Source organism: Cryptocyanus atlanticus LEGE 06306, assembly GCF_056633155.1.
The window spans coordinates 65,992-84,218 of record NZ_JBSJOZ010000011.1; the positions used below are offsets into that span (position 1 = coordinate 65,992).

The window sequence follows — 18,227 nt, forward strand, 5'->3', positions numbered from 1 at the left end:
CACTGCCACGGAGCGTCGTCCTTGCACCCGGGGGATCTGGTCGGCCTGATCAGCTCGAAAGGGCCTGAACTGGCCGTTGTCGAGAGCGTGGCCGGCAGCCGGGCCCGGCTGCGGGTGGGTGTCCAGGGACGCACCGAGCAGGTTCCCCAGCGGCAGCTCGATCTTCTCGCCGAACTTCCAGCCAGCGAGAGAGTCCCCTCCCGGCTGGAGCAGGCCCCCTGGGCCCTGTCTCCGGCCAGCCTGGCGGCTGCCCAGCCCCGGCGCCGGGACCTGGCCGCCGCCTGGTTGCTGCTCCTGGAGCTGGCCGAGGCCGAGGCGGACCTGGGTCTCCAGGATCTGATGGAACTGGTGGCGCCAGCGGATACCCCCCTGGCCCGGGCCGCCTGCTGGCTGGCCCTGCAGCAGCCCGACCAGCAGCTGTTCCGCTGGCGTCATGGTCGCCTGCATCCCCGTTCCAGCCGGGATCTCCACCAGCTGCGCCGGGATCGTCGCCGGCTGCTGCTCGCCGAACGCCACCAGCAGGAGTGGGCCGAGCTGCTGCGCCGGCGGCAACCGATCGAGGCAGCGGCCCTGGATCCACTCCGGCGGGAGCAATTGGAGCTGTTGCTGGCCCTGGCGGCGGGGGGGGAGGAGATCCCGCTGCCCCCCGATCTTCGCCGGGCGCTGCAGCTGGCCCACTGCTCCCCGGAGCCCGGAGCCGTGCGCCATCTGCTGGTGGACCTGGGCCAGTGGGATCGCCACGCCCTTCCCTCCCTGCGTCGCACGGTCTGGGAACGGGGCTTCGTACCAGCCCTGCTGGCCGAGGCCGAACGGCTGGCGGACGGAGCCGAGCGGGAGCAACCGGGAGATGGGCAGCGCCGCGACCTCACCGGCCTGCGCAGCTGCACGATCGACGATGCCGACACCGAGGAGATCGATGACGCGCTCAGCCTCGAGCGCTTGCCGGAGGGCCGCCGCCGGATCTGGGTCCACATCGCCGATCCGGGTCGGCTGGTGGTCCCGGGTTCAGCCCTGGATCTGGAAGCCCGGCGCCGGGCTTCCAGCCTCTATCTCGCGGCCTCGGTGGTGCCGATGTTTCCCCGGCTGCTCGCCGCCGGGCCGTTCAGCCTGCGCCAGGGACAGCGCTGCGCCGCCTGGAGCCTGGCCGCCGAACTCGACGACACCGGAGCGGTGCTGGAGCATGAGCTGGTGCGCAGCTGGATCCGGCCCACCTACCGGCTCACCTATGAGGACGGGGATGCCCTGATCGAGCTGGCGCCACCCCAGGATCCCGATCTGGCCGAGCTGCACACCCTTCTCCTGCGCCGCCGCCGCTGGCGTGAGCAGCGGGGGGCCCTGCTGATGGAGCAGAGCGAGGGGCGGATCCGCTGCCGCGGAGATGAGGCCCAGGTGGAGATCACGGATCCCTCGCCGGCCCGGGGCCTGGTGGCCGAGGCCATGATCCTGACCGGGGCGGTGGTGGCCGAGCACGGCAGAGTCCACGAGCTGGCCCTGCCCTACCGGGGACAACCCGCCGCTGAACTGCCCCCGGCGGCGCTGCTGGAGGCCCTGCCGGATGGGCCCGTGCGCCACGCGGCCCTGAAGCGGTGCCTCAGCCGCGGAGTCAGCGGCGTCAGCCCATCCCCCCACTTCAGCCTGGGGCTGCCGGCCTACGTCCAGGCCACCTCACCGATCCGCCGCTACGGGGATCTGATCGTGCAGCGGCAGATCGGAGCCCTGCTGGCGGGCGAGGCCCCGCTCGACGCCCCGGCCCTCGCCGAACTCCTGGAGGAACTGGAGCCCCCGCTCCGGGAGGGCATCCAGATCAGCCGCGAGGACCAGCGCCACTGGCAGCAGGTCTGGTTCGAGCAGCACCGGGAGGGGTCCTGGAGTGGTGTGGTCCTGCGCTGGCTGCGCCCCCAGGACCGGCTCGCCCTGGTGCATCTGGAGGACCTGGCCCTGGACCAGGCCGTGCGCTGTCCGGAGGCCTGTGAACCGGGGGACAGCGTGATGGTGCAGGTGCAGCAGGTGGATTCCCTCTCCGACCTGCTGCGGCTTGAAGCCCGCTAAGGGGTCAGCCGCGAAGCCCGCAGCCAGGGTCCCCAGGGATTGGCCACGCCGATCAGGTCCAGGGGCGCCCCGTCCTTCTGGCCCATGAGCCAGCCGTGCAGGGCCGGCTCCAGGGTGATCAGCGGCCAGGCACCATCGTCGCTCTCGACGGTGTAGCCGCCGCTGGCGTCGACGCGCAGAGTGCCGCGGAACCGCCGTTCATGGGGTTCGGACGGGGCGCTCCAGGGACTGGGAGGGGCGCTGCCCTCCAGGGTGCCGTCCGCTCCCAGCAGGGCTGGGTCCCACAGGGCACGGCGCTGGCGCTGGCGCCAGTCCGGATGGTGCCAGGGGGTGTCCCAGAGGGGCACCGGGCCGGCGGGGGCGATCGGATCGGCGATCAGGGCCTCCTGCAGGGCGGCCACCGGCAGGGCGATCGGGGGGATGGCCCGGTTCAGGCAGAGCGCCGCCGCCGCCCCGGCGGCCTGGCCGATGTTGAGGATCAGCGGTTGGAGCCGGGTGGCACCATTGGCCATGTGGCTGCAACTGAAGCACTTGTCGGCCGCCAGCAGGTTCTCCACTCCGGCGCTGACCAGGGCGCCGTAGGGGATGGCGAAGGGGGTGCCGCTCCAGCGGCCACCCCAGCGGCAGCTCTTGGCCGCCAGGGGCCAGTCGTCACCGGGGTAGTGGTGATCGTTGGCATAGTTGCCCACCGCCACGGCCGTGAGCCGGCCCCCGTCGTCGTGGGGCAGGGGAGCCCGGGGCAGCAGATCCTGCTCCCGCACCAGGGCCTCTCCCACCAGGCGCCGGCCCTCCCGCCAGTAGGGCATCAGGGCGAGCGGACTGGTGCCGCTGAGGGCCTCGCCCGCCTCCAGCGGTCCGGGGAACACCCCCGCCGGCTGCAGCCACCCCCCGCTGGCCTCCTGCAGGGCCCGGGCGAAGGCCTGGCTGTGGGCGCGCATCGCCTCGAAGAGGGCGGCCTCCTGGTGCGGGTCGCCCCGGAAGCCCCGGCCCGGATCCCCGTGCCAGTCGTTGCCATGCAGGGGCCAGTTCAGCATCACCAGGCCGCCGGGCAGACGGCCGTAGGTGAGGGTGCGCTCGAGGCCAAAGCGCTCCGTGGCCCGCTCGAAGGGCGGCGCCGGGGGGGGCGGGTCCGGCCGCGGATCCCCCACCAGCTGACCCATGGTGACCCAGGTGGGGGACTGGACGGGCTGGCGACGAAAGAAGGGATCGCGCTCCACCTGCTCCAGAGTGGGGGCGCTGGGCTCACCCCAGCTCTCCCTGGGTTCCCAGCCGTAGCGGCAGGGAACGGCGGCCAGGGGGAACAGATCGCCCCGGTCACTGCCGTCGATGGCCAGCTCCAGAACCAGCCGCACCGGACCGGCCGGGCCCTCCAGCTCCAGGGCGTTGATCCGGTTGCCGCTGCGCAGCACCCCCAGCAGCCGGCAGCCACTCCACCAGCGCAGCCGCGGCTCCGCCCTCACCCAGCGCCGCAGGATCCGCTCGGCCGTGGCGGGGCGCCAGCCGAAACAGCTCACCCAGTTCTGATCGAGTCCCTCGGGCTCCTCCCGTTGCAGCGTCCGCAGCAGGGCTCCCCAGAGGCCGCTCTGCCAGGGAGTGAGTTCATTGCCATCCGGTGCGCAGACCCCGGCGGCGCTCACCATCCCCCCCAGCCAGGCGCCGGGGGTCAGCAACAGGGTGTCGGCCCCACCCCGGGCCGCCTGCAGCGCCGCCGCCACCCCGCCGCTGCCCCCACCCCAGACCACCACGGCGGCGCGATCCTCGATCAGGGCCATCAACGGCTCAAGGCTGCCGATCAGCTTCCCATTCGGGCCGATCGGACCGGGCCTCACCCCAACCGAAGGGCCCGGGGGGACTCCCTGGGGCGGGCCGGGGGCACTGGGTAGGATCCGGCGCCGGGGCGGGGCTGTTTCGGCGGCGCAGCGGACCTTTCATCAGCGCCGATGACCTACACGCTCACCACTCCGCTCTATTACGTCAACGACAGGCCACACCTTGGCAGCGCCTACACCACCCTGGCCTGCGATGCCCTGGCCCGCTTCCAGCGCCTGCTCGGGGAGAAGGTGGTGTTTCTCACCGGCTGTGACGAGCATGGGCTCAAGATCCAGCGCACCGCCGAGGGGGCCGGCCTCACCCCCCAGGCCCACTGCGACCAGGTCAGCACCCAGTACCGCGAACTCTGGCGGCGCTGGCAGATCAGCAATGACGGCTTCATCCGCACCACCGACCCCCGCCACCGGCAGATCGTCGAGGCGTTCTACGCCCGGGTGGTGGCCTCCGGAGATGTGGTGGAGGGTCGCCAGCGGGGCTGGTACTGCGTGGCCTGCGAGGAATACAAGGACGATCCCCCGGAGGCCGGCTCACCGGACTGCCCGATCCACCAGCGGCCGCTGGAATGGCGTGACGAACGGAATCTGTTCTTCCGCCTCTCCCGCTACCAGGGGGCGATCGAGGCGGTGATCGCGCGGGAGGGCTTCATCGCCCCGACGAGCCGACGCCGGGAGGTGGAGAACTTCGTGGCCCGGGGCCTGCGCGACTTCTCGATCTCCCGGCTGGACCTGCCCTGGGGAATCCCCGTGCCGGGCCATCCCGGCCACACCTTTTATGTCTGGTTCGATGCCCTGCTCGGCTATCTCACCGGCCTGCTCGAACCGGGTGACCCGGCCGACCTCGACCTGCTCCGCCAGCGGGGCTGGCCGGCCCGGGTCCATGTGATCGGCAAGGACATCCTGCGCTTTCACGCCGTCTACTGGCCCGCCATGCTGCTTTCGGCGGGGCTGGAGCTGCCGGCCCAGGTGTTCGGCCACGGTTTCCTGACCCGGGAGGGACAGAAGATGGGGAAATCGCTGGGCAACGTGCTCGACCCTGGCGCTCTGCTCGACCGATGCGGCGCCGATGCGGTGCGCTGGTATCTGTTGCGGGACATTCCCTTCGGGGAGGATGGCGACGTGCAGCAGCAGCGCTTCACCGACCTGGTCAACAACGACCTGGCCAACACGATCGGCAACCTGCTGAACCGCACCTCTTCGATGGCCCGGCGCTGGTTCGGGGGAGCCGTTCCCCTCCCCGGATCCGCCGCCGGAGAAGGGCACCCCCTCGCCCTCGCCGCCGCCACCGCCCGGGAGCGGGTGCTGGAGGGAATGCATCGGCTCGACTTCCGTCAGGCGGCCGAAGCCGCCCTGCAGCTCGCCATCGCCGCCAACGGCTATCTCAATGAGCAGGCCCCCTGGAGCCGGATCAAGTCCGAGGGCGGCCGGGAGCAGGTGGCCGACGATCTCTACGCCGTGCTGGAGGCCAGCCGGCAGGTGGCCCTGCTGATCGCTCCCTTGCTGCCGGATCTCTCCGGCAGGATGCTGCTGCAGCTGGGGGAACCCGAATGCCTGGGCGGGCATCCGGATGGGAACTGGCTCGAGCGCCTGGGCTGGGGCGGGCTCCGCGCCACCGCGGCCCTGCCGGAGCCCCAGCCGGTCATGGCCCGGCTCGAGCTGGAGAACGGACTGTGAGGGGTTCGGTGGACCGCTCGATCCGTTCCCTCCTCGGCCTGTCCCTGGCCCTCGCGCTGCCCCTGGGAGTGGTGCTGGGCTGTGCCCGGCCGGCCGCGCCCCCGGAGGACCCCCAGCCCTTCGTGTTTCGTTCGCTCAACCTGCGCCAGCAGGACAGCGAGGGCCGCCCGGCCTGGGAACTCACCAGTCCTGAGGCCCGCTACGACCTGCAGCGGAAGGTGGCCAAGGTGCGCCAGCCCCGCGGCGTGGTCCATGTCAATGGCAAGCCCCGCTACCGGATTCAGGCCACCAGCGGCACGGTGCTCAACGACGGCGAGGTGATCCAGCTCGAAGGTCAGGTGCGCATCCAGCTGGTGGGACCCCAGCCGGCGGTCATCAGCGGAGATCGGGTCCGCTGGACCCCTGGGCGGGCCCTGATGGAGATCGATCGGCGGCCCCTGATCACCGACCGAAGCACTCGGCTGAGCGCCGGTTCGGCCCGCTTTCTGATCGACCAGGACAAGGTGGAACTGCGGGGGCCCACCCGGCTGGTGCAGCCGGGCATCGACCTGCGGGTCAGCCGGGCTGACTGGTTTCCGGCCACGGGGGTGCTCACGGCCGGCGGGCCCGTGGTGGGAACGCGAACGGAATCCGACGCTGGGCAGACGAAGCGGGTCCAGACCCTCACCGCCTCCGGCCTGGAGGGCAACACCCGCAACGAAGTGGTGGAGGCTCTGGCGCCGGTGCGGTTCACCGACCCCTCCCGCAAAGCGGTGTTGAACACCCGCCGGCTGCGCTGGAACGTGAAGGACAAGACGCTCAGCACGTCCGAGCCGTTCGACGGGGTCCTCGACAAGCTCGAGGTGGAGGGAGATGCCCTGGTCATTCAGCTCGCGAGCACAACGGTCACCATCCCCTCGGGCTGCCGCGTGCGCCAGCCCGGGGAGCGGTTGCGGGCCCGGGCGTGCCGCTGGAACTGGAGGACCCAGGCGATCGAGGCCCGGGGAGGGGTGCAGATCAACCAGGACGCCAACGAGGGGGTCACCCGCAGCGAACTGCTCAACGGCAAGCTGGGGCACGACGGCCAGGCGGACTTCACGACTCCGGGGGGTCGGGTGCAGTCGCAGCTGAAGGTTCCTCCTCCCTCGGATCGACCTCGCCAGCCGGCTCCAGTGACCTTCTGAGCCGGCGGGACCAGCCTTCCGCCCAGAGCTCGTCGCTGCGGCTGAAACAGCGGGGTGACCAGCCGCCCAGCAGGAGCCAGCCCCCGGGGCCGATCGGTTGCACCAGCACGGCAGGCGTGCCCTCGGGCAGGCCCGCAAACTCCCCACGGCCGGGATAGAGCCGGAGGTTCACCAACGAGATCGCCTTGCCGGTCTCGCAAGCCCTCTCGCAGATGGGGCCGGGCCTGAAGCCCCCTGGGCCGAGCACCCCACGGCGCAGCAGCGTCTGGCCGTGCCAGTGGATCAGCACGCTGGCCGCCGGTGTGGCCACCAGCAGCATGTGGCTGCCCCAGGCCAGCTCCTCGGCCAGGGTGTCCGGCAGACCGGCCTGCAGCTCCAGCCCCTGCTCCCCTGCCAGCTCCACCCGAGCGGGGGCCAGCGGTGCGGCCCGGCTCCAGAGCACGGCCACGAGCATCAGGGCCACGGCCATCAGGCTGGCGAGGATGGCGGCCCGCTCCAGGGCCGGGGACAGGGTGTCGGCGCTCAGCTGGTTGAGCACGATCAGCGCCAGGCCGAGCAGTCCAGAACCAAGACAGAGGCGGGCCGGGTTCGGCAGGGCGGTCACGGAACGCCGGCGGCGAACGGGTCAACGCTGGCACACATCCCGACGCAAAACCGGTTGATCGCCGCTCGGCTTGCTGCAATGGAGAGCTTCAACCCCCCTGAGCCCATGGATGCCAGCAAGGCCTTTGCCGCGATCGCCCTGGCGGCCGTGGCCTGCGATGGGGCGCTCGGCCAGGAGGAAGCCCATGCCCTGCGCAGCCAGCTCGAGCATCGAACGCCCTATGCGGACCTCTCGGAGCGCCAGATGGGGGATCTGTTCGACGCCCTCCTGAGCGAGCTGCGGGCAAGGGGGATCGAGGCCCTCGTGGCGGCGGCGGTGCCGGCCCTCGATGGGGAACAGCGCGCCACGGCCCTGGCGGTGGCGGCCCAGCTCGTTCATGCCGACCGGGTCCTGGCAACCAGCGAGCGGGCCTTCCTGCAGGCCCTGAGTGCCCAGCTGGAGCTGCCAGGCGGTCAGGCGGATCAGATCATCGCGGCGATTCAGGCCCTGAACCGCGACAGCCTGGCCCGCTGACGGCAAACTGAGACGACCAGGCCCTGCCGCAACAGTCGTGCGTTCGCTGCTCCGATTTCTGGCCGTTCTCACGGTCTGCCTGCTCCCGGTTCTGCCGGTGCCGGTCGCTGGGGCGGTCGGGGTTCGGGACCTGCCGGCTCCGCCCCAGCAGGACCATGTGCTCGATGCCGCCTCCCTGTTCAGTCGCGCCACCACGGCCGAGCTGGAGAAGCGGCTGGCCGATCTCGGCACCGATCACATCGCGGCCCGGCTCGTCACCGTGCAGCGCCTCGACTACGGCCTCGACCTGGAGAGCCTCGGCCACCAACTGCTGGACTCCTGGGGCCCCGCTCCCGCGGGCGATGGGTCCCTGCTGCTGCTCATCGACGGCCAGACCAACACCGCCGCCGTGGTCGCCTCCACCGATCTGCTCGACCAGCTGCCGGCCCCCCTGCTGCGCAGCACGGCGGAGACCACCATGGCCGTGCCCCTGAGGCTGGGGGCCCGTCACCGGCAGGCCTCCCTCGATGCCCTCAACCGGCTTGAGACGGTGCTCGACGGCGGGGAGGACCCCGGCCCCCCGCAGGAGCCTGAAGAGCTTCCGGTTGTGAGCAACGTGCCCACCAGGGAGGAGACCGCCTCGGGAAACGGCCTGGTCTGGGTCGCCGTTCTGCTCGGGGCCGGCACGGTGGTACCGATGCTCACCTGGTGGGTCTTCTCACGCTGATCCCTGATGGCCCTGAGTGACTGGATGGGCACCTTCCGAAAGGCCCGCTCGATCGATCTCGACAACAACCTGGAGCGGGCCTACGAAGCGGCGCTGCTGATTCAGAGCCTGGAGCTGGAGTACTACAACGATCGGCCGGTCAGGCCCGAGCTCCAGCTCAGCCTGCCCAAGCCCGTCCAGGCCCAGATGCTGCGGCGCTTCCGCACCGCCCTCGAGATCTGCCGCACCGTGCTCGAGGATCTCGCCCCCCGGCGCCACGAGCTCGATGCCCAGGAGCAACGGCAGCTTCAGCTGATCGAATCCGTGGCAGCCCGCTACGCCCCCCGCGCCGCCCAGACGAGCCTGAGCCGCTCTCCCGAACTCCTGCCCCGCAGCCTGCTGGGCGCTCTGGAGCGGGTGCGCAGCCAACTGAACCCGGAAGCGGAGGCCAGCGTGGTGGCGGGCTTCCGGCGCCGCCGCGATTCCACCCTGGTGTCGCTGCGCATCCTGCTCCTGCTGGTGCTGGTGCCGCTGCTGATGCAACAGGCCAGCCGCACCTTTCTAATCTCCCCCCTGGTCGATCGGCTGGCGCCCGATGTGCCGTTCCTGAGCTACACGAAACCCCAGCTGGAAGAGGCCGCCGTCGAGAAGCTGAGGATCTACAAGGCCGAGATCGAATTCGACGCGCTGCTCAAGGGTGAGGATCTGCCCGATGCCGTGGCCATGCACAAGGCCCTGGCGGTGCGGGCTTCGGAACTCAAGGACGAGGCCGACGGCCAGAGCACCCGCGCGATCAAGAACGTGCTCTCCGATGTGGTCGGGTTCTTCGGCTTCATCCTGGTCTGCCTGTTCGGCCGGGAGGAGATCCGTGTGCTCAGGGCATTTCTGGATGAGATGATCTATGGCCTGAGCGACAGCGCCAAGGCATTCGCGATCATTCTGTTCACGGATATTTTCGTTGGATTCCACAGCCCAGAGGGCTGGACAGTACTGCTCGATGGTGTGGCCAACCACCTGGGTCTTCCCCAGCGGGAGAACTTCATCCTGCTGTTCATCGCCACCTTTCCAGTGATTCTTGCCACCATCTTCAAATACTGGATCTTCCGCTATCTCAACCGGGTGTCTCCGTCCTCGGTGGCAACTCTGCGCAACATGAATGGAGGTGGCTGATCTCTCCCCGGCCACCCCGGCCCGGGCCCTGGCGCCCGGCCTGACCCTGGTGAGCGGACCCAGCCGCAGCGGCAAGAGCCGCTGGGCCGAACATCTGGCCAGCCGCTCGGGCCTGCCGGTGCTCTACCTGGCCACCGGACCGCTCCGGCCCGATGATTCCCACTGGCAGCAGAGGCTGGAGCGTCATCGCCGCCGTCGCCCCGCCAGTTGGGGCAGCTGGGAGGTGGGTGGAGCGCTGGCCGCGGGCCTGGGGCGGGCTCCGGCGGGACAGCTGCTGCTGATCGATTCCCTGGGCACCTGGGTGGCCCACCACCTCGAGCTCGACCAGCCGGCCTGGGATGAGCGACAGCAGGAACTGCTGAGCGCCCTCGGCTCGCTGAGCGCCCCCCGGCTGCTGGTCTGTGAGGAAACTGGCTGGGGCGTGGTGCCCCCCACCGCGGTGGGGGGCCGTTTCCGCGATCGGCTCGGCCGACTCCAGCAGACCCTCCATGGCCAGTGCGACGCCAGCTGGCTGGTGGTTCATGGCCGCGCCCTCGATCTGCTGGCCCTCAGCCAGCCGGTGCCGGAGGTCTGAACCATGCCCCGTCTGGTGCTGTATCAGCCGCAGATCCCGCCCAACACCGGCAACGTGGCCCGCACCTGTGCCGCCACCGGCACGGAACTGCACCTGATCGAGCCGCTGGGGTTCCGGATCGACGATCGCCAGCTGAAGCGGGCCGGTCTCGACTACTGGCCCTGGGTGCAGCTGACGGTCCATGGCGACGTCCCGGCCTTTCTGCAGGTGCGGCAGGGGAGAGGCGGCCGTCTGCTGGCCCTCAGCGCCCGGGCCGAGCGGCCCCACCATGCCTGCCGCTTCCGCGAGGACGACTGGCTGCTGCTGGGTCGCGAGAGCGACGGACTGCCGCCGGAGCTGATCGAGGCCGCCGATGGCAGCCTGAGGATCCCCATGGCGGGATCCATCCAGGCCGGTGGCGGCGTGCGCAGCCTGAATCTCTCGGTGGCGGCGGCGGTGGTGCTGTTCGAGGCGCTGCGTCAGCTGGAGACTGGGATCTGAGCCGCCGAACCGGGGGCCGAACCGGGGCTGACGCTCGCCAGGCTGCCCCCTCAGGCTTGTCTGGAACCGTTCAGACCGCTACCCTCGGCGCGGCCTGGGGATAGTGGCTTCTCCGCCAGGCATTGTCCGATGGGTGAATTACCGCATGAAGCCTTCGCATCTGATCCTGCCGCTGATGGGAACCATGCCGGTTCTCACCCTCGTGGCTGCCGGCGCCATTCCTGGCATCGCCGACTCCCGTGCTCCCGGCTTCGACGCGATGCCGGAGGGGCTCTTCGACGTGCAGCCCCCCGCTTCCCAACCGTCATCCCTGCTGGCCTCCCTGCCGCGACCCCAGGCCGACAAGGTGTGGGTCAAGGCCCGCTCCAGCATCAGCCTGGAGGATCTGGCCACCCAGCTGAAGATTCAGGAGTCTCCCCTGGCCGTCCTCAACGATGTGGACGAGGACCATGCCTTCACCGCAGGGGACTGGGTGGTGCTCCCGTCCCAGAAGGCCTCCCAGGCCAAACAGCTGACCGCCCTGGACACCAGTGAGCTGAGGCGCACGGCTCCGCTCAGCACACCGCCGCCGCTTGAATCCACCGGTGTGGCCCGCTACGGCGACAACCTTGAGAAGATCGCCCAGCGCTACGGCGTCAGCCTCCAGCAGCTGCTCCGCCTCAACCCCGGCCTGGAAGCGGCCCGGCTGGTGGCCGGAACCCAGATCCGCCTGGCCAACTCCGCCGCCGGTCGTCCACGCATGGTGCTGGGTCTCAACCCCGTGGGCAGCGGGGGTCTGAGCTGGCCCGAGCGTCCCACCTACCGGCCGGGTGGGGAGACCAACCCACCGGTTCCCGGCCGCACCTGGATCTGGCCCACCAAGGGCGTGTTCTCCTCCGGCTATGGCTGGCGCTGGGGTCGCATGCACAAGGGCATCGACATCGCCAACAACGTGGGCACCACCATCGTGGCCGCCCGGGAGGGACAGGTCAGTTTCGCCGGCTGGCATGACGGGGGCTACGGCTACCTGGTGGAGATCCGGCATCCGGACGGCAGCAAATCCCTCTACGCCCACAACAGCCGTCTGCTGGTGCGGGTGGGCCAACCCGTGGCCCAGGGGACAGCCATTGCCAGCATGGGAAGCACGGGCCGCAGCACCGGACCCCATCTTCATTTCGAGATCCATCCGCCTGGACGCGGTGCCGCCAATCCCTTGCAATTTCTCCCCGGCAGGGCCTGAATTCCATCCTTGCCAGGCCTGAGTCCCAGCCGCGAGACCGGAGCCCCGATCGTTTAAAGTCCTTACACCGCGGCTCGGTAGCTCAGCTGGTTAGAGCGTGGGATTCATAACCCCAAGGTCGGGAGTTCAAGTCTCCCCCGAGCCATCGCTTTGGTTCGTCTCCGCGTCGTTCGTTCGAAGGGCCTGCTGCCCGGGTTGAGTGGTTCCCCTCAGGGGGGGCTCAACCCGGGGGCCCCGTCAGCGCATGTCGATCGCATTGAGGCGATCGCGGAAGCTGGCGGCGGAGGAGCCGTCGGCCAACGGTGGTGCGGGGGGAAGATTCGGAGCCGGAGCATGGGCGCCATAGCGCCGCTGGCGGCCATAGCCCTGGGGTCGAACCTCGACGGCCCGGAGCAGCGGGCCGGTCCCGACCCGGCCGGAATCCTGTTCCTCCCCCTCCTGGCGGCGCAGGGGTGTGGCCTTCAGTTCGACCCGGAGCTGGTTGAGCAGCCGGAAGTGGCCGGTGGCGTTGTATTTGCGGAGCAGGGAGGGATCCCAGGGCATGGCGGCAGAAGGGCGGCGGAACGGGGGGCGAAACGGGGGGCGAAACGGGGGGCGGAGAGAACGCGCTGGCGGGCCCGCCTGGGGAGGCGGCTGGGACGGGCCAGGGTCACCGTTGGCGAACTGGGGTTGGCGCCTGCCCGTTGGCGCGCCAATGGCGGAATCGGAGAACGGGCGTTGCGGATCGGCTGTTCAATTCCGCTTCCTTAGAGGATAGCCCCGAGGGAGCCAGCGATCCGTGATAAATTGTTGCCGCAGCAAGGTGTAGTCGGTCCGAGTTCGGACTTTACCCGGCTGCCTCTCCTTCGTCTCTGTCCTCAGACACCTTCCCCCCCATGACCGTCAACGCTCCCCTGCGGGTTGGGCAGCCTGCCCCCGAGTTCACGGCCACCGCCGTGGTGGATCAGGAGTTCCAGGAGGTGAGCCTCTCCCAGTACCGCGGGAAGTATGTGGTGCTCTTCTTCTATCCCCTCGACTTCACCTTTGTCTGCCCCACTGAAATCACGGCCTTCAGCGACCGCTACTCCGATTTCACCAGCCGCAACACGGAGGTGCTGGGCGTCTCGGTGGACAGCCAGTTCTCCCACCTGGCCTGGATCCAGACCGACCGCAAGCAGGGTGGCCTGGGGGACATCGCCTATCCCCTCGTCTCCGACCTGAAGAAGGAGATCTCCAGCGCCTACAACGTCCTCGATGAGGAGGCCGGCGTGGCCCTGCGGGGGCTGTTCATCATCGATCCCGATGGTGTGATTCAGCACGCCACGATCAACAACCTGGCCGTTGGCCGCAATGTCGACGAGACCCTGCGGGTGCTCCAGGCCTTCCAGTACGTGCAGTCCCATCCCGATGAGGTCTGCCCCGCCAACTGGACCCCCGGCGAGATGACGATGAAGCCCGATCCGGTCGGGAGCAAGGAGTTCTTCGCCGCCGTCAACTGACGCCTCCAGGATCCTGAGCCGCGACTAGGCCCCCTCCGGCCCGGTCGCGGCTGGCCGCACGCAGGCCCGATTCAGCCCAGCAGGGAGCAGAAGAGTCGCCGTCCATCCGTGCCACCGGTCAAGGCTTCGCAGGCTCGCTCCGGATGGGGCATCAGGCCCAGCACGTTGCCCGCCGGATTGGTCAGACCCGCCACGTCCCCCACCGATCCGTTCGGATTGGACACGTACCGGAGCGCCACCCGACCCTCCTGCTCCAGTGCCGCGAGGGTGGCTCCATCGCAGTGGTAGCGGCCTTCGCCGTGGGCGATCGGCAGGGTGATCGCCTCCCCCTCCCCGTAGCCGCTCAACCAGCGGCAGGACCCTGGACTGACCCGGAGTGGGGCCGGAGCGCAGATGAAGTGGAGGCTGCTGTTGCGGCTGAGGGCTCCCGGAAGGAGCCCCAGTTCCGTCAGCACCTGAAAGCCATTGCAGATGCCCAGCACGGGTCCTCCGCTCCGGGCAAAGTCGACCACCGCCTCCAGCACCGGAGCGAACCGGGCGATCGCTCCGCAGCGCAGGTAGTCGCCATAGCTGAATCCACCGGGGATTACCACGGCGTCAATACCCGCCAGGTCCCGCTCCTCATGCCAGAGGAACCGGGTCGGGATGCCGAGACAGCCCTCGGCCGCCCAGCGCACGTCCCGGTCGCAGTTGGAGCCGGGGAAGACCACCACACCGATCGTCATGCCACGGCCCCGGAGCCGGGAGCGTCCGCATCCGGCAGTTCGCGCAGATCCAGATCCCAGTTCTCGATCACCGGGTTGGCCAGCAGTCGGTCACTGAGCACTTCCAGCCGGCTTCGGGCGGTGTCGGCGTCGGGGGCCTCGATCTCCACCTCGACGGCCTTGCCGATGCGAAGACGGGTGACCCCCTCCACCCCCAGCCGGGCCGTGGCGGCTCGGGTGGCCTCCCCGGCAGGATCCAGGACCGAAGGTCTCAGGGAGACCAGCACGCGGGCTTGAAAGCGGGGCACCAGGGGGGAACAGATGTTTGTTAAATCTTGGCAGCCCGTCTTCCCCTGCGGACCGGCGCAGCGCCACGGTGATCCGATGGGAGCGGATCGCGAGGGGCCATGGGAGGCCACTGTCTGGGGCAGCCTCATCTGAGGCGGCCATGGTTGGGAGGGCCCTGGCCGGGGGAGGGCAGACTGGTTCTTGCCCTGGCGGCCAGCCTGCTGCTGGGGGGATTGGACGGGGTCATGGCCCCCGCGCTGCGGGCCGCGCCCCAGGAGATCAGCCTGGAATGCCGCCTGGGGGAGGGGCCCTGGCAACCCTGCCGGATGACGATCGAATCGGTGGGGGAGCGCTGGCAGATCGAGCAGAACGGCCGGCGGGTGGACTTCCGCCATGACGGCCGGGGGGTCGTGCAGATGCTGCGCCCGGGCGAAGCCTGGCAGAGCGTCAAGGCCAACTGGGTGGAGGATCAGGCCCTGTGCTGGGATGGCCTCTGCGCCAAGGGCGACTTCCCGCTCGACTGAAGCAGGCCGGCCAGGGCCGCCTCGAAGCGATCCCGGTCAAGGCTGAGGCCCAGCAGCACGAGGTCCAGAGTGGCCTCCGGGAGATCGCTGCCGTCGCCGGGGCTGGTGTCGAACCAGCACTCCAGCCGGGGGCCCACCGCCTGGATCTGCAGCACCCGGCTGCGGCCGGGCTGCCGCAGCCAGCCCTTGAGCCGCAGGATCCCCTGCTCCTGGATCTGGGCCCGCAGGGTGGCTTCGAGGGCCGATCGCTCGAAGGGGCCCGTGCAGCGGATCACGATCGACTGCACCGGCACATGGTGATGGTCGTGGCCCTGCGCGTGATCGGGATCATCCCCGTGGTCGTGATGGACCGGATCGGGGCGGGACGCATTGGGTGCGGTGGCGGCCGACTCCAGACCCAGCAGCAGCTCGGGCGGGAGCACTCCCCGGCTGATCGGAAGCACCGAGGTGCCGGCCCGGCAGCCCCGGCCGACGCGCTCCCGCACCGCGTCCAGCTGGGGGCCATCCAGGCGATCAGCGCGGCTCACCAGCACCAGATCCGCCGCCTCCAGCTGATCGTGGAAGAGCTCCTCGAGGCCGGTGAGGTGATCGAGGCTGGGATCGGCGGCCCGCTGCCGCTCCAGCGCCGCGGGATCCCCCACCACGCTCCCGGCCGCGAGGGCTTCGCCGTCCACGACCGTGACCACCCCGTTCACGCGGGTTCGGGTGCGGATCTCGGGCCACTGAAAGGCCCGGACCAGCGGCTCCGGCAGGGCCAGACCACTGGTTTCGACCACGATGCCGTCGAGCTGGTCCGCGCGGGCCAGCAGGGTCTGCATCGTGGGCAGAAACTCTTCCTGGACCGTGCAGCAGAGGCAGCCGTTGGCGAGTTCCACCAGCCGGCCGTCGAGCTCCTCCTCCGGGCAGAAACCGCAGCTGCGCAGGAGCTCGCCATCGATCCCCACTTCGCCGAACTCATTGACCAGCACGGCCAGGCGCTGCCCCCCGTGGAGCAGGAGGTGGCGCAGCACGGTGGTCTTGCCAGCACCGAGAAATCCGGTCACCACGGTGACCGGGAGACGTCTGGACGGAGTGACGGCCATCTCAGGGCACCAGGGAGGACCAGGTGAACGTGCCCCCCACCCCGATCAGGATGCCGGCGCTCAGGCCCAGGCGGGCGGGAGGGAGGCCCCGGGCCCAGGAGCGCACCAGGGTGAGGGAGGCCAGCAGCAGCGCGCCCTGGCTGACAAAGAGTCCGAGCAGGTAGAAACCGATCGGCAGGGATTGCCAGCCGATCACCGCGTCGCTCAGCACGTAGCCATGCAGGGCGAAGGCGGGCAACAGGGTCCAGCGGGGCAGGCGGCCGAGGGCGACCAGGCCCACCAGCACGAGGGAGAGCGCCACGAGGGGTTCGGCGCCGGGCAGTTCCGGCAGCAGCAGAGCCAGGCCACTGGCCGAGAGCCCCACGGCCAGGAGGCCGATCACCCACCGCAGGGGCTGGCCGAGCCCGACCAGGCCCAACCCCAGCAGGAACAGCAGGTGATCAGGACCAAGCAGGGGATGGCCCACCCCACTGAGGAAGCCGCCCAGCGGACCCGGCTGGATCTGGAACAACTCCATCAGGTGATGGGCGGAGGCGGGGGTCGCTCCGAGGAGGAGCAGTGCCGCCGGTAGGAGCACCGGCACCAGCAGCCGGGCCCGCGACGGGGCTCTCAGGGACAGAGACATGGTGGACGTCCGGTCCGCGCCGGGAAACGAGAGGGCAACCGGCGGGTGTTCTGACTGGCCCGCTCCGGGGGAATCCGGAGAACGGGCGTCACAGCTGCGGGACAGCGCCGGATTTCCACCGGACTTTCCCCGTTTCCTCCGGTGGCTGTTCCCCACCGGAACCGGACGCCGATGTTACCGGTGCTGGGCTCAACGGCAGCCCAGGCTCTCCAGGGTCGACACACCCGTGCTGGGATTGACCCCGCCGGCCCGGGCGCAGAGGGCCTTCTGCTGGCTCAGATCCAGCACGGCGTCGCTGAAGTCGGCCCCCTCAATCGTGGCATCGGTGAAACGGCTCTGCATCAGCATGGCGTTCCGGAGCACGGCGCCCCTGAGATCGGCCCCATCAAAGCGGCTGGCGAAGGCTACCACGTTCTCCAGGTTGGCCCCCCGCAGGTCGCTCTCCTGAAGGTCGCTGGAGTTGAAGACGGCTCCGCGGAGATCGGCGTCGCTGAAGTCGTAGCCCCGCAGGGAGGCCTTCAGGAACTCCTCCTGCCGGAGGTTGCGGCCATGCATGTCCGGCTGGAGATCCTGCAGCGCCCGCTGGCCCCGCAGCTCCGGAGCGGTGATCGCCCAGGCGGGGGTGGCCACCTGGAGCGTGATCAGCAGGCCGATCAACAGCCCCGGCAGCAGGCCGGACAGGAGGCCCGGCAGCGGCAGCGGCCCCGGGCTGGTTCTGCGGCGCCCCTGCGGTGGCGCAATCGCGGCGGGTGGGAGAACGGAAGGATCGGCCTGCAACGCACACCTAGCGTGACCGCTCAAGTTATGGCAGGCACCCCGGCCGCCGTGGCCGCGTCGCCGCTCTCCCCCGATCCGATGTCATGAGCATGTCCCTGCGCGTGGTGGTCCCACCCCACCCCCTGATCGGCCACTGGCTGACGCTGCTGCGTGACCGCACGACCCCGGCCCCGCTGTTCGCCACGGCGATGGCGGAACTGGGACGCTGGCTCACCTATGAGGCCCTGCGCGACTGGCTGCCCCACCAGCGGGTCACGGTGGACACCCCCCTGGCCAGCACCGAGGGACAGGTGGTGGACGGCTCCATCCCCCTGCTGGCGGTGCCGATCCTGCGGGCTGGTCTCGGGCTCTGGCAGGGGGGGCAGACCGTGCTCCCCACAGCCCGGGTGGCCCACATGGGACTGCGACGGGAGGAGAGCAGCGGGGAAGCCCACTGCTACCTCGACAGCCTGCCGGCCACGATCGGGGATCGGGTGGGGGTGCTGGTCTTCGATCCGATGCTGGCCACCGGGGGCAGCCTGCTGCAGGTGCTGGAGCGTCTCAACGAGAAGGGGGTCAACGGGGACCGCCTGCGGGTGATCACGGCCCTGGCCGCCAGCCCCGGCCTGGCGCGGGTGGGCGAGCGTTTTCCCAGCCTGACGCTCTACACCGGCTGCATCGATCCGGAGCTGGACAGTGCCTTCCGGATCGTGCCCGGGCTGGGTGATGCCGGGGACAGGCTCTGCGGCTCGGAAAGCCCCGGCTGGCCGGCCGAAGCCCAGCCGTAGGCTCAGCCGATCCCGTCCCCATCGC

Annotated in this window: 20 protein-coding genes, 1 tRNA gene and 1 riboswitch; of the genes, 13 read left to right on the forward strand and 8 right to left on the reverse strand. The window is 70.3% G+C overall.

The window, feature by feature from the left end; translation table 11 throughout:
- Positions 1-21: 21 nt before the first annotated feature.
- Positions 22-2,049 (forward strand): ribonuclease catalytic domain-containing protein, encoded by a 2,028-nt coding sequence (locus ACWJI7_RS11495; RefSeq protein ID WP_479938100.1) that lies wholly within the window; start codon positions 22-24, stop codon positions 2,047-2,049.
- Here ACWJI7_RS11495 and ACWJI7_RS11500 read toward each other — a convergent pair.
- On the reverse strand, positions 2,046-3,821 hold the full coding sequence (locus ACWJI7_RS11500; protein ID WP_479938137.1) for an FAD-dependent oxidoreductase: 1,776 nt from the start codon (positions 3,819-3,821) through the stop codon (positions 2,046-2,048). The two genes, ACWJI7_RS11495 and ACWJI7_RS11500, sit on opposite strands and share 4 nt — an antisense overlap.
- A gap of 168 nt (positions 3,822-3,989) precedes the next feature.
- On the opposite strand from ACWJI7_RS11500, the gene metG reads away from it, so the two are divergent.
- Together metG and lptC are read left to right on the forward strand one after the other, a co-directional pair.
- The gene (gene metG / locus ACWJI7_RS11505; RefSeq protein ID WP_479938101.1) at positions 3,990-5,549 is read left to right on the forward strand and encodes a methionine--tRNA ligase; all 1,560 of its coding nucleotides are present in this window, start codon (positions 3,990-3,992) and stop codon (positions 5,547-5,549) included.
- Between the two features lie 8 nt (positions 5,550-5,557).
- The gene (lptC, locus tag ACWJI7_RS11510; protein WP_479938102.1) at positions 5,558-6,712 is read left to right on the forward strand and encodes an LPS export ABC transporter periplasmic protein LptC; all 1,155 of its coding nucleotides are present in this window, start codon (positions 5,558-5,560) and stop codon (positions 6,710-6,712) included.
- On the opposite strand, the gene ACWJI7_RS11515 is transcribed toward lptC, so the two are convergent.
- Positions 6,624-7,316 carry a cofactor assembly of complex C subunit B gene (locus ACWJI7_RS11515; RefSeq protein WP_479938103.1) on the reverse strand — a complete coding sequence of 231 codons (693 nt, stop codon included), beginning with the start codon at positions 7,314-7,316 and terminating at the stop codon, positions 6,624-6,626. The two genes, lptC and ACWJI7_RS11515, sit on opposite strands and share 89 nt — an antisense overlap.
- Positions 7,317-7,421: 105 nt before the next feature.
- Here ACWJI7_RS11515 and ACWJI7_RS11520 point away from each other — a divergent pair, with 105 nt between their 5' ends.
- From ACWJI7_RS11520 to ACWJI7_RS11550, 7 genes are all read left to right on the forward strand, one after another.
- Positions 7,422-7,829, forward strand: a complete 408-nt coding sequence (locus ACWJI7_RS11520; protein WP_479938104.1) for a TerB family tellurite resistance protein — start codon at positions 7,422-7,424, stop codon at positions 7,827-7,829.
- A 37-nt stretch (positions 7,830-7,866) separates the two neighbouring features.
- Positions 7,867-8,535 (forward strand): photosystem II repair protein Psb32, encoded by a 669-nt coding sequence (gene psb32, locus ACWJI7_RS11525; RefSeq protein WP_479938105.1) that lies wholly within the window; start codon positions 7,867-7,869, stop codon positions 8,533-8,535.
- Between the two features lie 6 nt (positions 8,536-8,541).
- A complete protein-coding gene (pxcA, locus tag ACWJI7_RS11530; protein WP_479938106.1) occupies positions 8,542-9,684 on the forward strand; it encodes a proton extrusion protein PcxA in 1,143 nt (380 codons plus the stop codon).
- On the forward strand, positions 9,671-10,258 hold the full coding sequence (gene cobU / locus ACWJI7_RS11535) for a bifunctional adenosylcobinamide kinase/adenosylcobinamide-phosphate guanylyltransferase (protein WP_479938107.1): 588 nt from the start codon (positions 9,671-9,673) through the stop codon (positions 10,256-10,258). The genes pxcA and cobU overlap by 14 nt, the downstream gene beginning before the upstream one ends.
- Positions 10,259-10,261: 3 nt before the next feature.
- Positions 10,262-10,738, forward strand: coding sequence for a tRNA (cytidine(34)-2'-O)-methyltransferase (locus ACWJI7_RS11540; RefSeq protein ID WP_479938108.1), 477 nt, complete (start codon positions 10,262-10,264; stop codon positions 10,736-10,738).
- Positions 10,739-10,883: 145 nt separating this feature from the next.
- Positions 10,884-11,957 (forward strand): peptidoglycan DD-metalloendopeptidase family protein, encoded by a 1,074-nt coding sequence (locus ACWJI7_RS11545; RefSeq protein WP_479938109.1) that lies wholly within the window; start codon positions 10,884-10,886, stop codon positions 11,955-11,957.
- 71 nt (positions 11,958-12,028) lie between these two features.
- Positions 12,029-12,102, forward strand: a tRNA-Met gene (locus tag ACWJI7_RS11550).
- A gap of 92 nt (positions 12,103-12,194) precedes the next feature.
- Here the strand turns inward: ACWJI7_RS11550 and ACWJI7_RS11555 are convergent.
- Positions 12,195-12,500 (reverse strand): hypothetical protein, encoded by a 306-nt coding sequence (locus tag ACWJI7_RS11555; protein ID WP_479938110.1) that lies wholly within the window; start codon positions 12,498-12,500, stop codon positions 12,195-12,197.
- Positions 12,501-12,832: 332 nt separating this feature from the next.
- Here ACWJI7_RS11555 and ACWJI7_RS11560 point away from each other — a divergent pair, with 332 nt between their 5' ends.
- Positions 12,833-13,435: a peroxiredoxin gene (locus tag ACWJI7_RS11560; RefSeq protein WP_479938111.1), complete on the forward strand. Its 603-nt coding sequence runs from the start codon at positions 12,833-12,835 to the stop codon at positions 13,433-13,435.
- A gap of 71 nt (positions 13,436-13,506) precedes the next feature.
- On the opposite strand, the gene purQ is transcribed toward ACWJI7_RS11560, so the two are convergent.
- Positions 13,507-14,160, reverse strand: coding sequence for a phosphoribosylformylglycinamidine synthase subunit PurQ (gene purQ, locus ACWJI7_RS11565; RefSeq protein WP_479938112.1), 654 nt, complete (start codon positions 14,158-14,160; stop codon positions 13,507-13,509).
- Complete coding sequence (purS, locus tag ACWJI7_RS11570) at positions 14,157-14,447, reverse strand: phosphoribosylformylglycinamidine synthase subunit PurS (RefSeq protein ID WP_479938113.1); 291 nt, start codon at positions 14,445-14,447, stop codon at positions 14,157-14,159. The genes purQ and purS overlap by 4 nt, the downstream gene beginning before the upstream one ends.
- Before the next feature lie 225 nt (positions 14,448-14,672).
- Between purS and ACWJI7_RS11575 the strand changes: the two genes are divergently transcribed.
- Complete coding sequence (locus ACWJI7_RS11575) at positions 14,673-14,951, forward strand: hypothetical protein (RefSeq protein WP_479938114.1); 279 nt, start codon at positions 14,673-14,675, stop codon at positions 14,949-14,951.
- Here ACWJI7_RS11575 and cobW read toward each other — a convergent pair.
- The 3 genes from cobW to ACWJI7_RS11590 all read right to left on the reverse strand — a co-directional run bounded on the left by cobW (position 14,897) and on the right by ACWJI7_RS11590 (position 17,357).
- Entirely contained in the window at positions 14,897-16,033 is a 1,137-nt protein-coding gene (cobW, locus tag ACWJI7_RS11580; RefSeq protein ID WP_479938115.1) for a cobalamin biosynthesis protein CobW, read from the reverse strand. The genes ACWJI7_RS11575 and cobW overlap by 55 nt on opposite strands.
- A gap of 1 nt (position 16,034) precedes the next feature.
- Positions 16,035-16,658 (reverse strand): HupE/UreJ family protein, encoded by a 624-nt coding sequence (locus ACWJI7_RS11585; RefSeq protein WP_479938116.1) that lies wholly within the window; start codon positions 16,656-16,658, stop codon positions 16,035-16,037.
- Between the two features lie 23 nt (positions 16,659-16,681).
- Positions 16,682-16,839, reverse strand: a riboswitch (cobalamin riboswitch).
- An 8-nt stretch (positions 16,840-16,847) separates the two neighbouring features.
- Entirely contained in the window at positions 16,848-17,357 is a 510-nt protein-coding gene (locus tag ACWJI7_RS11590) for a pentapeptide repeat-containing protein (protein WP_479938138.1), read from the reverse strand.
- Positions 17,358-17,518: 161 nt separating this feature from the next.
- Between ACWJI7_RS11590 and upp the strand changes: the two genes are divergently transcribed.
- Positions 17,519-18,202, forward strand: coding sequence for a uracil phosphoribosyltransferase (gene upp, locus ACWJI7_RS11595; RefSeq protein WP_479938117.1), 684 nt, complete (start codon positions 17,519-17,521; stop codon positions 18,200-18,202).
- Positions 18,203-18,227: the final 25 nt, after the last annotated feature.